At 64.4% G+C, this 14,388-nt stretch carries 12 protein-coding genes; 6 read left to right on the forward strand and 6 right to left on the reverse strand.

The window, feature by feature from the left end; translation table 11 throughout:
- Window positions 1-4: 4 nt before the first annotated feature.
- The 6 genes from DZK26_RS05080 to DZK26_RS05105 all read right to left on the reverse strand — a co-directional run bounded on the left by DZK26_RS05080 (window position 5) and on the right by DZK26_RS05105 (window position 7,426).
- The gene (locus DZK26_RS05080) at window positions 5-877 is read right to left on the reverse strand and encodes a hypothetical protein (RefSeq protein WP_116898484.1); all 873 of its coding nucleotides are present in this window, start codon (window positions 875-877) and stop codon (window positions 5-7) included.
- A complete protein-coding gene (gene hemF / locus DZK26_RS05085) occupies window positions 874-1,785 on the reverse strand; it encodes an oxygen-dependent coproporphyrinogen oxidase (RefSeq protein WP_116898483.1) in 912 nt (303 codons plus the stop codon). Before hemF ends, DZK26_RS05080 begins: the two co-directional genes overlap by 4 nt.
- Window positions 1,786-1,857: 72 nt before the next feature.
- Entirely contained in the window at window positions 1,858-4,269 is a 2,412-nt protein-coding gene (locus DZK26_RS05090; protein WP_116898482.1) for a DNA topoisomerase I, read from the reverse strand.
- 312 nt (window positions 4,270-4,581) lie between these two features.
- Entirely contained in the window at window positions 4,582-5,058 is a 477-nt protein-coding gene (locus tag DZK26_RS05095; RefSeq protein WP_116898481.1) for a DUF494 family protein, read from the reverse strand.
- Window positions 5,059-5,070: 12 nt separating this feature from the next.
- Window positions 5,071-6,219 (reverse strand): DNA-processing protein DprA, encoded by a 1,149-nt coding sequence (gene dprA, locus DZK26_RS05100; protein ID WP_258870876.1) that lies wholly within the window; start codon window positions 6,217-6,219, stop codon window positions 5,071-5,073.
- Between the two features lie 10 nt (window positions 6,220-6,229).
- Complete coding sequence (locus tag DZK26_RS05105) at window positions 6,230-7,426, reverse strand: LysM peptidoglycan-binding domain-containing protein (protein WP_181918408.1); 1,197 nt, start codon at window positions 7,424-7,426, stop codon at window positions 6,230-6,232.
- 102 nt (window positions 7,427-7,528) lie between these two features.
- Here DZK26_RS05105 and def point away from each other — a divergent pair, with 102 nt between their 5' ends.
- From def to DZK26_RS05135, 6 genes are read left to right on the forward strand one after another with little or no spacing between them, the layout of a single operon-like run.
- Window positions 7,529-8,044 carry a peptide deformylase gene (gene def / locus DZK26_RS05110; protein ID WP_116898478.1) on the forward strand — a complete coding sequence of 172 codons (516 nt, stop codon included), beginning with the start codon at window positions 7,529-7,531 and terminating at the stop codon, window positions 8,042-8,044.
- A 26-nt stretch (window positions 8,045-8,070) separates the two neighbouring features.
- The gene (fmt, locus tag DZK26_RS05115) at window positions 8,071-8,988 is read left to right on the forward strand and encodes a methionyl-tRNA formyltransferase (protein WP_116898477.1); all 918 of its coding nucleotides are present in this window, start codon (window positions 8,071-8,073) and stop codon (window positions 8,986-8,988) included.
- A 23-nt stretch (window positions 8,989-9,011) separates the two neighbouring features.
- Window positions 9,012-10,337, forward strand: coding sequence for a 16S rRNA (cytosine(967)-C(5))-methyltransferase RsmB (rsmB, locus tag DZK26_RS05120; protein ID WP_116898476.1), 1,326 nt, complete (start codon window positions 9,012-9,014; stop codon window positions 10,335-10,337).
- Window positions 10,285-10,854, forward strand: a complete 570-nt coding sequence (locus tag DZK26_RS05125) for a DUF4390 domain-containing protein (protein WP_181918407.1) — start codon at window positions 10,285-10,287, stop codon at window positions 10,852-10,854. The genes rsmB and DZK26_RS05125 overlap by 53 nt, the downstream gene beginning before the upstream one ends.
- Window positions 10,844-12,979, forward strand: a complete 2,136-nt coding sequence (locus DZK26_RS05130; RefSeq protein ID WP_147306669.1) for an ATP-binding protein — start codon at window positions 10,844-10,846, stop codon at window positions 12,977-12,979. The genes DZK26_RS05125 and DZK26_RS05130 overlap by 11 nt, the downstream gene beginning before the upstream one ends.
- A 54-nt stretch (window positions 12,980-13,033) precedes the next feature.
- Window positions 13,034-14,383: a sigma-54 dependent transcriptional regulator gene (locus DZK26_RS05135; RefSeq protein WP_116898473.1), complete on the forward strand. Its 1,350-nt coding sequence runs from the start codon at window positions 13,034-13,036 to the stop codon at window positions 14,381-14,383.
- Window positions 14,384-14,388 lie beyond the last annotated feature (5 nt).

Below are 14,388 nucleotides of genomic sequence, written 5' to 3' on the forward strand. Positions count from 1 at the left end.
GACTTCAATTCCGAAGAGATGGACTCTCCCCCAGCCCGGCGTCCGCCGGCAGCGGTTTGGATGCCGAGAGTTCACCCAGGAAATACACGCCATCGTGAACCGGCTCTTCCGACCAGTCCATGGCGAACGGTTCCAGAAAGATTCCCCGGGATCGCGACTCGCCCAGTCCCTGGATCGTCTTTGCGCCGCATTCGGGCGTGCAGATCCAGGCTTCGCCACCGGACTGAAGGTTTCGCAGGGAGACAACTGGATAGCTTTCCTTGAGTTGCACGGTCATCGAGCGAAAATCTGGATCCCAGGGGGCTCCCGGAACGCCGAAAGCATGCGCATTGCCGGCGAGCACGAGCAGGTACTCGTCATCGGGAGCGCGATCTCGCTTCCGGCCAATGGTGTCGGCCATGAACCGATCCCGGTCGTTGCTTTCGCCCCGCCAGTCGGAAGGTATGTCGTAGCTGAATACCGACAGGCGACCCTGAAAACGGGCACCAAGGTGGCCCAGGTGTCTCAGCATCTTTGCCATGGCCACCGAGTTGCGACCGTCCTTGCCGTTTCGCCACTGATCAAGCTTCAGGAGTGCTCTGTGCTGGGCTGCTTCAGGCAGCGTCATGGCGGCCAGAAGATCGTCCTGTTCGGAAGCGCTCATTTCCAGTCCGACATGGACACCGTGCCCCGTCTCCAGCAAGGTTTCGACCTGCTCGCTGAAGAAAGCGGGGATTTCCCTGGTGCCGTGCAGCTCGCCGAAGACGATCACGCCGTGCGATGGCAGGTCGCCTATTGACGTGGGTGCGGTGGTGGGTTGTTCGCTCGCATGCGAAGGCACGGATGCAAGCATGAGAATCGGGAGAAATGCCAGGGCGGCACGTGCAAAGACCTTCATAGCCACTTTCGGGGTTTGAGGTAATCATTCAAATCAGCTTCCGGTGACCCAGGTTCCGGTTGCCAGTCGTAGCGCCAGTGGGCGACGGCGGGCAGGCTCATCAGGATCGACTCGGTGCGCCCGCCGGACTGCAGGCCGAAGAGGGTGCCGCGATCGTAGACCAGGTTGAACTCGACGTAGCGGCCGCGGCGGTAGCGCTGGAAGTCGATCTCGCGCTGTCCGTAATCAAGGTGCTTGCGCTTTTCCACGATCGGCCGATAACCGGCCAGGTAGCCGTCACCGACGGCGCGCATGTAGGCGAAGCAGGTGTCGAAGTCCCAGTCGTTGAGGTCGTCGAAGAACAGCCCGCCGATGCCGCGTGTTTCGTCACGGTGCTTGAGATGGAAGTATTCGTCGCACCAGCGCTTGTGTTCGGCATAGACGTTCTCGCCAAAGGGTGCGCAAAGTTCATGCGCCGTTCGATGCCAGAAGCGGCAGTCCTCGTCGAATGGGTAGTAGGGCGTGAGATCGAAGCCGCCGCCGAACCACCAAACCGGCGGCTCGTTGTCTTTCTCGGCAATGAAAAAGCGCACGTTGGCGTGACTGGTCGGGACGTAGGGGTTGACCGGGTGCATGACCACCGACACGCCCAGCGCCTGGAAGCTGCGACCGGCCAGCTCGGGACGGCGTGCGCTGGCTGCCGCCGGCAGTTCGGTGCCATGGACATGCGAAAAGTTGACGCCGCCCTTTTCGAATACCGCGCCGTCCTGGATCACCCGCGTGCGGCCGCCACCGCCTTCGGGTCGATCCCAGGCATCCTCGTGGAACCGGGCCTGTCCATCGCTGGCCTCGAAGGCGTCGCACAGGCGTTCCTGGAGGTCGAGGAGATAATTCTTGACCGCGCCGACGTTGGATTCGTTGTAGGTCATTCCGGGTGTTGATCACGCGTAGTTGTGTGCGAACAGGGCCGGTCTGTTGTCCGTCGCGGATGTAACCGCGACCTACGCCGACGCCTTCTTCTTTGCGGTCTTCTTCTTCTTTTTCGAAGACTTTTTCTTTGTCGCTTTCTTCTTGCCGGTCTTCTTGGCCGCCGACTTCTTGCCGCCGGCCTTCTTCTTGCCCTTCTTGCCGAACTTGCCGCGGCTGCCCTTGGGAGGCGCCTCGGCCAGCATCTTCTGGCATTCCTCGAGGGTCAGTTTCTCCGGCTCCTGGTCCTTGGGTACGCTGGCATTGCGCTTGCCGTCGGTCACGAACGGACCGTAGCGGCCCTTGAGCACCTGGATGCCCTCGTCGCTGAATTCCTGGATGATGCGTTCCTTCATCCGCTGCTTGTGTTCGGCAACGAGTTCCAAGGCCTGGTCGAGCGTCACTTCGTGCGGGTCGTGTTCCTTGAGCGAGACGAAGTTGCGCTGGCCATAGCGAATATAGGGGCCGAAGCGGCCGATATTGGCCTGCACCGGTTCGCCCTCGGGCGTCTCGCCCAGGTGGCGCGGCAGCTTGAACAGCTCCAGCGCTTCCTCGAGCGTGATGGTGTCCATCTTCTGGCCCGGGCGCAGGCCGGCGAATTGCGGCTTTTCATCGTCCTCGGCGCTGCCGATCTGGGCGAAGGGTCCGTAGCGGCCCAGACGCACGATGACCGGCTTGCCGGTCTTGGGGTCGGTGCCGAGTTCCCGCGCCTGCTGGGCTTCCTTGCGGCTGACGGTCTCGTCCTTTTCCTTGACGCGATCGATGAACGGCTGCCAGAACTCTTCCAGCAGCGGCACCCAGTCGTGCTCGCCGCGCGAGATGGCGTCGAGTTCATCCTCGAGCCGGGCGGTGAAGTCGTAGTCGACGTAGCGGTCGAAGTGTTGCGACAGGAACTTGGCTACTACCCGACCGGTGGACGTCGGCGTGAAGCGCCGGTTTTCGAGCTCGACATACTCGCGATCCTTCAGGGTCTGGATGATCGAGGCATAGGTCGAAGGTCGGCCGATGCCGTATTCCTCCAGCGTCTTGACCAGGCTGGCTTCGGAAAAGCGCGGCGGCGGCTCGGTGAAATGCTGTTCGGTCCGAACCCGGATAAGCGGGATCTCGTCGCCCTCGTTGATCTCGGGCAGGCGCGTGTCGGCCTCCGTACGCGAGTCGCCGTAGACCTTCAAAAAGCCCGGTTCGATCAGGGTCGAGCCTGAGGCGCGGAAGGTGGTGTCGCCGACGTCTAACTCGGCGCTGACCGTATCGTAGACGGCCGGAATCATCTGGCTGGCTACGGCACGGTTCCAGATCAGCTCGTAGAGTCGGTACTGGTCATCGCTGAGGTAGTTTCTCAACTTGATCGGGGTCAGCGTCGCCGATGTCGGCCGGATGGCCTCGTGGGCCTCCTGCGCGTTCTTGGACTTCGACTGGTAGAAATTGGGTTTCTCAGGCGCCAGCTTTTCGCCGAATTCCGAGGCGATGGTCTTTCGAATCTCGTTGATCGCCTCGCCGGCGAGCGAAACGGAGTCGGTTCGCATGTAGGTAATCAGGCCCTGGCTGCCGCTGCCGGTGTCGACCCCCTCGTAGAGCTGCTGGGCAATGCGCATGGTGCGCTGGGTCGTGAAGCGCAGTCGGCGCGCGGCTTCCTGCTGCAGCGTCGAGGTGATGAAGGGCGGCTGCGGTCGGCGCCGGCGCTGGCTCTTCTTGACGCGGGCGACCTTGAAGCGGCCGTCGGCGGCCGACTCGACCTGCGTCTTGAGCTTGCCGGCCTGTTCCTGGTCGGTAATGTCGAACTGTTCGAGCTTCTTGCCGTCGAGCTTGACCAGGTTGGCGTTGAATGCTTCGTCCTCGTTCTCACCGAGGTCGGCCTCGATGGTCCAGTATTCCTGCGGGTCGAACTTCTCGATCTCTTCTTCGCGTTCGACGATCATGCGCAGCGCCGGCGACTGGACGCGGCCGGCAGACAGCCCGCGGCGCACCTTCTTCCACAACAGCGGCGAGAGATTGAAGCCGACCAGGTAGTCGAGCGCGCGTCGCGCCTGCTGGGCGTCGACCAGGGATTCGGCCAGGTCGCGCGGCTCTTCCAGCGCCTTCTTGATGGCGCGCTCGGTGATTTCGGAGAACACGACCCTTTTGACCGGTTTGCCGGAATTGACGCCGCGTTGCTTGAGGATCTCGGCAATATGCCAGGAGATCGCTTCACCTTCTCGGTCGAGGTCGGTCGCGAGATAGACCGCATCGGCCTTCTTCGCGGCCGCGACGATCTTGTCGACGTGCTTTTTGTTGCGCTCGATGATGTCATAGCGCATGGCGAACCCGTTTTCGGGATCGACCGCGCCCTCCTTGGGCACCAGGTCGCGCACGTGACCATAGGAAGCCAGTACCTGGAAATCGGGCCCCAGGTACTTGTTGATGGTGGTCGCCTTGGCGGGCGATTCGACAATCAGCAGATTTTTTGACATGTGGTTCTTTCTGTTTGCGCTAGTGCCGGTTACGGGCCAGCGGCGAAATCAGTGGAGGGCCCTTGCCCCTTGGGAAGAAAATAGAAAATAGAAAATAGTTAATAGAGGGTGGCTTTCGGGAGGCCTGATGGTTATTCCCGGGAAGTCGCCTATTGCGCTGAAAGGTGCCAAGTCACTTCCCGGCGTCAATTGGCTCTTCGAAGCAAATCTATTTTCTATTTTCTATTTACTATTTTCTCGTGTCTATTCTCTCCTCAACTCGGCGAGGGCGGCAAATCCAGCCATGGCCCCGGCACGGCAAGGTGCCCGACCTCAGTGCCGATACTCTCCCTCCTCGTCGAACATCATTTCTTCCATCCAGGCGTAGTTGGCTTCCTGGCCCGGCTGGTTGAACAGCACCATCAGGATGACCCATTTGACATCCTCGAGGTTGATGTCGTCGGTTTCCAGCGCGGACAAGCGGTCGATGACCATTTCGCGACGAAGCGGGTCGAGTACGCCGACATTTTCCAGGTACAGGATGAATCCGCGGGCGTTGACGTCCAGGCGCCGGCTCTCGTCCTCGGTGAAGACCCGGATGGGGTTGCTCTCGTGTCCGCCCAGTTCGGGCAGCCTGCGCTGCTCGGCCAGTCCGTCGAGCCACGCGAAAGCGCGATCGATCTCTGCGCCCGAAAAGCCGGCTTCCTCGAGACTTTCGCTCAGGGAATCGCGGTCGGGCTCCTCCTCCGGTTCATCATAGATGTAATTCTCGAAGAGATACATCAGCAGGTCGAGCACGTTTTCCTTCATTCACTTCCTTCCTCAGGCATTGCGACTGTAGCGGCCGCCGGCGTGTGCGCTGACTTGACCGTCCAGTTCCAGCATCAGCAGCATCGAGGATACCGCCGCGGGCGTCAACTGTGAGCGCTCGATGATTTCGTCAACCGGGGTGGGGTCGAATCCGACGGCTTCGAGCAGTCGCTCGTATTCGGGATCATCCTTCATATGCGGTGGCTTGGACGATTCCTCAAGGCCAACGCGCACATCGGCCGGCTGTGGCGCCAGCAGATGCTCGATCTCCTCGGCCAGTTCCCGCGCCAAGGGGGCCAGGTCCCCGGCGACCTCGTCGGCGGTCTCGACCAGCCGCGCCCCGTCTCGAATCAGCCGGTGACAGCCGCGCGAGAGCGGGTTGTGGACCGAGCCGGGGATGGCGAAAACCTCGCGTCCCTGCTCATTGGCCAGTCGGGCGGTGATCAGTGATCCGCTCTTGAGGCTGGCTTCGACCACCAGTACACCCAGGCTCATGCCGGAAATGATGCGGTTGCGCGCCGGAAAGTTGCCTTTCAGCGGGCCGATGCCCGGCGGAAACTGGCTGACCAGGGCTCCGGATTCGGCGATCCGGCGCGCCAGGTCGCGGTGCCGGGCCGGATAGACCTGGTCGAGCCCGGTGCCCGCCACGGCAATCGTCGCACCCCCGGCATCCAGGCAGCCGGCGTGTGCCATCCCGTCGACGCCCTCGGCCAGCCCGCTGGTGATCGTGAAGCCGGTCCTCGCCAGGGTGGCGGCAAAGGAGCGGGCATGCCGAAGGCCGCCCGAACTGGCGTTGCGGCTGCCGACGATGGCGATCTGGGGGGTGACCAGGGCGTTGGCGTCACCGGCGACGAACAGGGCGATGGGCGCGTCGGGAATGCGTTTGAGCAGGGGGGGATAGAGCGGGTCGTCGCGGGTGACCAGCCACCGCCGATCGCCGGAAAGCCAGTCGAGGCAGTGCTCCAGTTTGTCCTCGTCGGGGCGACGGAGTTGCTCGATATACTTGCCGGACAATCCGGCCTCGCGCAATGCCTGGTCACTGGCATCATGCCAGTCGATCGGGCTGGCGAAGCGTTCTTCCAGCGCGGCGAAACGTTTCGGCCCGAGCCCGTCGACGAGGACGAGGCTCAGCCAGTCCCGGGCATGCTCCGGTGCGGGCACGGCCTCTGGATCAGAGTTTCCGGTCGGGGTGTGCGAGGATGTCGTCGACCTTGATCGTGTTGGCGCTACCCTCGAGCACGATGGCATAACTGACCCGCTCGAAGGGGCGGAAGACCATGATCCGGCCCGCGAACTCGTCGGGCAGGTCGACGTAGCGCTTTTCCGGCTCGCGGAAGGCCGCCCGACTCATCAGCGGGTAGTTTCTTTCGTCCCGGATTCGTTCACCCGGGCGGAAGGCCGAGAACATGTGGCCGGACTGGACACCGTCAGCCGTGCCCTTGTTGATGGCCACGATCTGGTAGTGCCCGGCGCCGTAGCGGTTGTTGGCGATCGCGATCACCCGCCCGTCGTCCGGGATCGAATCCATGGCCCGCGGATGGAAAGTGGCGTCGTAGACGTGATTGTCGATCGGCAGTACCCGATCGCCCGCCATCGTTGCCTTGCGACCGGAGAGAATTTCGAGGGTGGTCGGGTCGCCGGTCTTCACGACACGGGCGCGCGCCGTTTCCCAGAGCTCGTAGCCGATGATCGGGTAGTTGAAACGATCGATCTGGCCGATGGTCCCTCGCCAGAAAGAACTCATCGGGCGCATGTCAGAGCGGACCGCACCACCGCGCGACTGGATGCGGTTGACCCGGAGATCCTTGTCGTTGTTCGGATTGGCGCTACGGTCCTCGAATTGATGGCTGACGCGCGCCAGCATGACTTCCTCGCCCACCGCGACGTCGTCGAGCCCCCGCACGTAGGTATGGTCGCCCGGTCCGGACAGCACGCGCTGTTCGTTGTTGGCGATGACGTAGGGCAATTGTTCGTAGGCCTCGGCCGAGACGATCCTGGGGTTGCGCAGGAACGTTTCGATCGCGTCGAGCGGAATGGTGGAGATCGGCCCCTCGACCGGCTCGCGCCGGATTTCGGGCGACAGGCGTCGCACCGAGTCATCGACCGTCAGGCGCGGTTCGCCGTCGACGAACGACAGCGAAATGACGTCACCGGGATAGATCAGGTGCGGATTCTCGACTTGCGGATTGGCGTCCCAAATGGCCGGCCATTGCCACGGCCGGGTCAGGAAACGACCAGCGATGTCCCAGAGCGTGTCCCCCTCCTTTACGACATACTCGCGAGGATGATCCTCGCGCAGTTCCACGTCCTGAGCCTGTACAGTGAACGCCGCCAGTATAATGACGGTCAGAAATATTAAGCGTTTCACGGAGCGACTCCCTCCAGCAATGCCCACAGGCTTGATTTTTCGCAGACTATCATAAACATTATCATTGCAAAACGCACCCTTAAGTGGTTTTCTTAAATTCTCATGTCAAAACTCAAGATTCTCGAATACCCCGATCCCCGCCTGCGACGCGTCGCCCGGCCGGTTGAATCCGTCGGCGAACGCGAGCGCAAGCTGGCCGAAGACATGCTCGAAACCATGTATGACGCGCGTGGTATCGGCCTGGCGGCGACCCAGGTCGACGAAGACATCCGCGTGGTCGTGATGGACCTCAGCGAGGACCGTGACGAACCGCAGGTGTTCATCAATCCCGAGATCACCGATCGCAGCGGCAGTCAGTCCTGCGAGGAAGGCTGCCTGTCCGTACCCGGTTTCTACGCCGAAGTGACGCGGCCGGAGAACGTGAGCGTGCGAGCGCTCGACATCGACGGAAAGCCCTACGAGGTGGACGCCGACGGTCTGCTGGCGGTGTGCATCCAGCATGAGATCGATCATCTCGACGGCAAGATGTTCATCGATTACCTCTCGCCGCTCAAGCGCCGCATGATCGGCAAGAAGCTGCGCAAGCAGCAAAGCAGCCGCGAAAAAGTCACGGCGTAGCCCGCAGATTGCACCAGCGTGCGTATATGAGAGTCGTTTTTGCCGGCACGCCGGATTTTGCGGTGCCGGCGTTGCGGGCGCTGATCGACAGCGCGGTCTGGCGTCCGGTGGCGGTCCTGACCCAGCCCGACCGGGGCGTGGGCCGTGGTCGCAAGCGACGCTTCGGCCCGGTCAAGCGTTTGGCCGTGGATGCCGGTATCGACGTGCTGCAGCCGGCCTCACTCAAGCATCCTGATGCCCGGGCCGCCCTGGCGGATTGCCGGCCCGACCTGCTCGTTACCGCCGCTTATGGCCTGATCCTGCCGCGCGCCGTTCTCGACATGCCGGCGCTGGGCTGCTGGAACCTGCACGCCTCCCTGCTGCCGCGCTGGCGCGGCGCCAGCCCCATCAACCAGGCCATCCTGGCAGGCGATGCCGAGACCGGGATTTCCCTGATGCAGATGGCCGCCGGTCTCGATACCGGACCGGTCATCCTGCAGCGTTCCACGCCGATCGGTGCCGAAGAGACGGCCGGCGAGCTGCACGACCGCCTGGCCGATCTGGCCGGCGAGGTGCTCGTCGATGCCCTGGTTCGGCTCGACCGCGGCACGCTCCCGGCGGCGAGCGCACAGGACGAGGCCCTGGCCACGTACGCCCCCTTGATCGACAAGAACGATGCCCGCCTGGACTGGTCGCGCCCGGCCGATGAACTGTCCAGGATGGTCCGTGCCTACCATCCCTGGCCGGTGGCCTTCGGCGAAATCGAGGGCGAGACCTGGCGCATTCACCGTGCCCGTGCCGGAGCGGGGCGGGCCGAACCCGGCGAACTGGTGACGAATCGCGGCCCCGACGTGGTGGCGGTGGGTTGTGGTGAAGGCGTGCTCGAGATTCTCGAGCTCCAGGGTCCGGGGCGCAAACCGGTGAGCGCACGCGACTGGTTCAACGCGCGGCGCGGCAAGCAATGATCGGGTAAACGAGCGGTGGCCCCATGAAACACGACGGCTCGGAGTCCCGACAGGTGGCCGCGCAGGCGGTCATGGCCGTGCTCGACGGCGGCCGTGCGCTCGACACGGCCCTGACCAGCCTGCTCGAGCCGCTGAGTGACGCGCGCGATCGTGCACTCGCCCGGCGCCTGAGCCACGGCGTGCTGCGCGACTGGCCGGCGCTTGACTGGTTGATCGGGCAACTCGTGGAAAAGCCCCTGAAGGGCCGCAATCGCAGCCTGCACTTTCTGCTCGCCGTGGCCCTGCACGAGTTGCGCGATGGGCGCGAGCCCGACCATGCCGTGGTGCATGCGGCCGTGGCGGCGGCCCGGACCTTGCGCGGGCAGCGCCTGACCGGGCTGGTCAACGGCGTGCTCAGGAACTTCGGCCGACGGCGTGACGCCCTGCTGGCCGAACTGCCCGACACGCCCGTTGTTCGTTTCGGCTATCCCGGCTGGCTGGTGCGCGTGATCGAGCACGACCATGGCGCCGGGGCGCCGGATATCCTGACCGCCGGCAATGCGCCGCCGCCGCTGTGGCTGCGCGTCAACCGGCGCCGCATTGCTCGCGACGATTACCGTGACAGGCTGGTCCGCGAGGGGATCGAGGCAGACAGCCCCGACGGCTTTCACGACGCCTTGGTATTGGCCGAACGCATGGCGATCAGTCATCTGCCGGGATTCGAAGACGGGCTGGTGTCCATCCAGGACGGTGCGGCGCAACGGGTGGCCGACGATCTCGACTTGAGCGATGGACAGCGGGTACTCGATGCCTGTGCCGCGCCGGGCGGCAAGACGGCGCACATTCTCGAACGGGCCGATGTCGAACTGACCGCGCTGGACATCGATGGCGAACGCCTGGCCCGCGTCGGCAGCGGCCTCGAGCGGCTCGGGCTGCAGGCCCGCCTGGTCGAAGGCGACGCCGCGCGGCCGGAGGACTGGTGGGACGGGCGGCGCTTCGATCGCATCCTGGTCGATGCACCCTGCTCGGGCACCGGCGTCATACGGCGCCATCCCGACATCCGCTGGCTGCGCCGCAGCGAGGATATCGACCGGTTGGCCGAAACCCAGCGTGCCATCCTCGATGCCCTGTGGCCGCTGCTCGAGCCGGACGGTATCCTTGTCTACGCGACCTGTTCGATCCTGAGGGTCGAAAACGACGAACAGGCCCGCGCCTTTCTGGAGCGCCATGCTGATGCCCGCGAGATCGACAACGACGACAAGCCCGGTTGGCCCGCCCGGCCGGGCCGCCAGATTCTGCCTGGCGAGCATGGCTGCGATGGTTTTTATTACTTTGCCGCTCGCAGGCTGCCGCAGCGAGGAGGAGACTGACTGGCATGTCGACTTCATCGAGCCGCGGCTGATTCGGACCGAGGAGGGGCTGGAGGTCGTCGCCGGTGTCGATCTCGATCCCAGTCCGGCCATGCTCGAAGCGCTCGAGCGGGGCGTGAGCATCACTTTCCTGGTCGCGCTGCGCGCTTCATCGGGCGAAATCTGGCTCCCGGGCCTGGACGAACGGCGTCGCCACCGATTCCGCATCAGCTACCTGCCCCTGAGTCGGCACTACCAGCTCGATGACCTGCACAATGCCACGCGTGCGACATACCCGAGGCTGAACATGCTCATCCAGGCACTGCGTGAGCCGCGCTCCTGGAGCATCCCGCTGGCACCGGACGAGACGGCGTCGCTGGTGCGTGCCCGCATCCGGCTCGACCGTACGCGTCTGCCCTCGCCGATGCGCCTGCCGACCTGGTTCGAAGCACAATGGCATCTCGACAGCGACTGGCTGCGGCTGACGCCGCCCGATGATCCATCCGACCATGCCGTGGGGGAAGCGAATGATCGGTAGGCGCGGTCGATTGCGCATCCTGCGTGCGATTCCCATTGCCGCCGTCCTGGTGCTGCTGCTTTCGGCGCTGTACCTGGTCTCGACGGTCGAGCAGGAAGCCACGCAGCTGGGCAGGCTGGCCCAGTGGATCTTTGCCCTGACCGGTGTGGCGGTGCTGGTGCTGCTCGGTGTGATCGTCGGCCGGGCCGTGCGACTGTTCGGCCGGCTCAGGGCCGAAGCGCCCGGTGCGCGCCTCACCGCCCGTCTGGTGGCGGTTTTCGTCGCACTGACCCTGCTCCCCGTCGTCATTCTCTACCTGTTTGCCATCCAGTTTCTCAGCGACACGATCGACGGCTGGATGGATACCCGCGCCGAGCAGGCCCTGGCCGATTCGATCGAGTTGGGGCAATTGTTTCTGGACCTGCGTACCCGGGACGTGCGCGACGAGATCGGCCGCCTGGCCGAGCAGCTCGATACCGGCGACGAAGACCGGATGTTCCGCCAGCTCCTGCGCCATGTCTCCAGTGCCGGCCCCACCGACCTGTCGGTGGTCGACGCCTCGGGCTCATCGACCGTCAGCGCCAGTATCGATCCGGGAAGGATCCTGTCCGAGCGACCCGGGGATTTCGCACTCAGCCAGGCGCTCGAGGATGAAGAGTACGCTGCTGCCGAGCCGGCCGAGGACGGTATCCGCATCCGGGTGCTGCACAGCCTGGGCAACCGCACACTCGGAGGCGATACGCTCCTGTTGCAGGCAATCTATCCGCTTCCCGAGGAATTCAGTGAACTCGCCGGGCGAATCGAGAGCGCCTATCACCGTTACCAGAACGTCGCCTACCTGCGTGCGAGGCTGCAGCAGAGCCTGATCCTGATTCTTTCACTGGTCCTCCTGCTGACCGTCCTGCTGGCCATGCTGCTGGCCTTCAATGCCGCCCGCAGACTCACCCAGCCGATTCGCGAGCTCGCCCAGGCCACCGAAGAGCTGGCCGCCGGCCGCTTTCCAGGCGATCTCGAGGTCACCACGCGCGACGAGCTGGGTTTCCTCGTGCAATCGTTCAACACCATGACGCACGAGCTGGCCAGCAGCCGCCAGCAGCTCGAGGCCCAGCGGCGCTATCTCGAAATCGTGCTGGGACGGCTTTCGGCCGGTGTGCTGGCCATCGACGAAGATGACCGGATCAGTGCTTTCAATGATTCGGCCTCGCGTATTCTCGGGCTCGATCCCGAAATCGACAGCCGGCTCACTCTGTCCGAACTCGCCGAGCGCCACCCGCATCTGGCCCCGCTGGTCGATCTGATCGTCGACCGGCACGCCGCGCCCGGCGCGGACTGGCGCCAGGAAATCAAGCTGGGCTCGGCCGAGCAGCCGCTGGTGCTCGTCTGTCGCGGATCCGACCTGCCGGCCGAGACCGGTGGGCATGTGGTGGTTTTCGACGACGTCACCGTGCTCGACCAGGCGCAGCGCGAAGCCGCCTGGGCGGAGGTTGCCCGGCGCCTGGCACACGAGGTCAAGAATCCGCTAACGCCCATTCAGCTGGCAGCCGAGCGCCTGGCCTGGAAACTCGAGCCGGTGCTGGAAGACGAGCAGCGCCAGCTGCTCTCGCGCGCCACCCAGACCATCCGCACGCAGGTCGACGCCTTGCGCCGACTGGTGGACAACTTCGGCGACTATGCCCGTCCGGCCCGGCTCAAGCTCGAGCAGGTCGACCCGCTCCGGATCGTCAAGGAGGTCGTTGACCTGTATGCCAGCGGTGACGTCCCGATTCAGTTCGAACTGATTTCGCCCGAGGAGCCGCTGACATTGACGGCCGATCCCGGCCAGTTCCGCCAGTTGCTGATCAACCTGGTGAGAAACGCGCAGGAGGCCCATCCCGACGGTCAGCCCCGGATCCGGATCGCGCTGGAGGGCTTGATCCGGAATGGCCAGCAAGGTGTCGAGGTGGTCCTTCGTGACGACGGGCCGGGGTTCTCCGAGGAAGTTCTCTCGCGCATTTTCGAGCCGTATGTCACCACCAAGCCACGCGGCTCGGGCCTGGGCCTGGCGATCGTGAGGCGCATCGTGGAGGATCACGGCGGCGTCATTTCCGTGGACAATGTCGAACAACACAGGGGCGCCGAGGTGCGAATCTGGCTCCCGGCCGGTTGACCCGACTCCCTGTGGGGTATCCTCTCGGTCCCGAATCGGTGCGAAAATGAAGCAATGAGCAGCGCACGCATCCTGATCGTCGACGATGAGCCCGATATCCGCGAGATGATCGGCGAGATCCTCCGCGACGAGGGCCACGAGACCGAACTTGCCGGCAATGCCGCCGAAGCGCGCGCGCGCCTGCGCGAGTCGGCTCCCGACCTGATCCTGCTCGATGTGTGGATGCCCGACACCGACGGCATCAGCCTGTTGCGCGAGTGGCGCGACGCCGGTGTACTGAGATGCCCGGTGGTCATGATTTCCGGCCATGGTTCGGTGGAAACGGCCGTGGAGGCCACGCGCCTGGGGGCCTTCGATTTCGTCGAAAAACCGGTTTCGATGGCGCGGCTGATGGTCACCATCGAAAACGCGCTCGAGGCCGGTCGGCTCAAGCGCGAAAACGAGGGTCTCAAGCGAAGCCAGCCGACGGTGCTCGAACCGCTGGGCCGCTCGGCGGTCGTGCAGCAATTGCGCCAGCGTCTCGAGCGTGTGGCCCAGCACGACGCGCCGGTGCTGATCGCCGGAGAGCCCGGCGTGGGCAAGCAGGAAGCCGCGCGCTGGATTCACGCCCATTCGGCGCGCAGCGAAGGGCCTTTCGTCAGCGCGGCCACGCGCCTCGACGGCGCTTCGTTCAGGACCCTGCTGATGGGCGAGCGAAGCGGCGAGGGCCTGCTTTCGGAAGCGCAGGGCGGCGTGCTGTTCATCGACGATGTCTCGCGCCTCGACCGCGGTGCGCAGACGGTCTTGCTGAAGGTGCTCGAGTCGGGTCGTGTCGACCCCGACCAGGCCGACAGCAGCGAACTCGACCTGCGTGTGATTGCTGGTACCGGCCAGCCGTTGGAAAAACTCGTGCGCGAGGGTCGCTTCGACGAGTCCCTGTTCTACCAGCTCAACGTACTGCCGCTGGAGATTCCGCCCCTGCGCGAGCGCCAGGAAGACGTGCCCGACCTGATCCGTTTCTACGCGGAGTTCTACCCCGGTCGCGATGGCACGCCCTACCGGCATTTCCCGGTGGCGGTCCAGAATCGGCTGCGCCAGTACCACTGGCCCGGCAACCTGCGCGAACTGCGTAACCTGGTGCAGCGCCTGCTCATCCTGGGCGGGGGCGAAGAGGTGACGGTGGCCGAGGTCGAGGAGGCCATGGCCCAGTCCGATACCGGCGAGACGGTCGGTGACCGCAAGACACCGGCGTTGTTCAACCTGCCGTTGCGAGAGGCGCGCGAGGAATTCGAACGCCAGTACCTGACGTTCAAACTGCAGTCGGTGGAGGGCAGCGTGGGCAAGTTGGCCGAAAGCGTCGAGATGGAACGCACCCACCTCTACCGCAAGCTCAAGCAACTGGGTATCGATCCCAAACAGTTCTAGAACGA

This window comes from Wenzhouxiangella sp. 15190, from assembly GCF_003417465.1.
Classification (GTDB): Bacteria; Pseudomonadota; Gammaproteobacteria; order Xanthomonadales; family Wenzhouxiangellaceae; genus Wenzhouxiangella.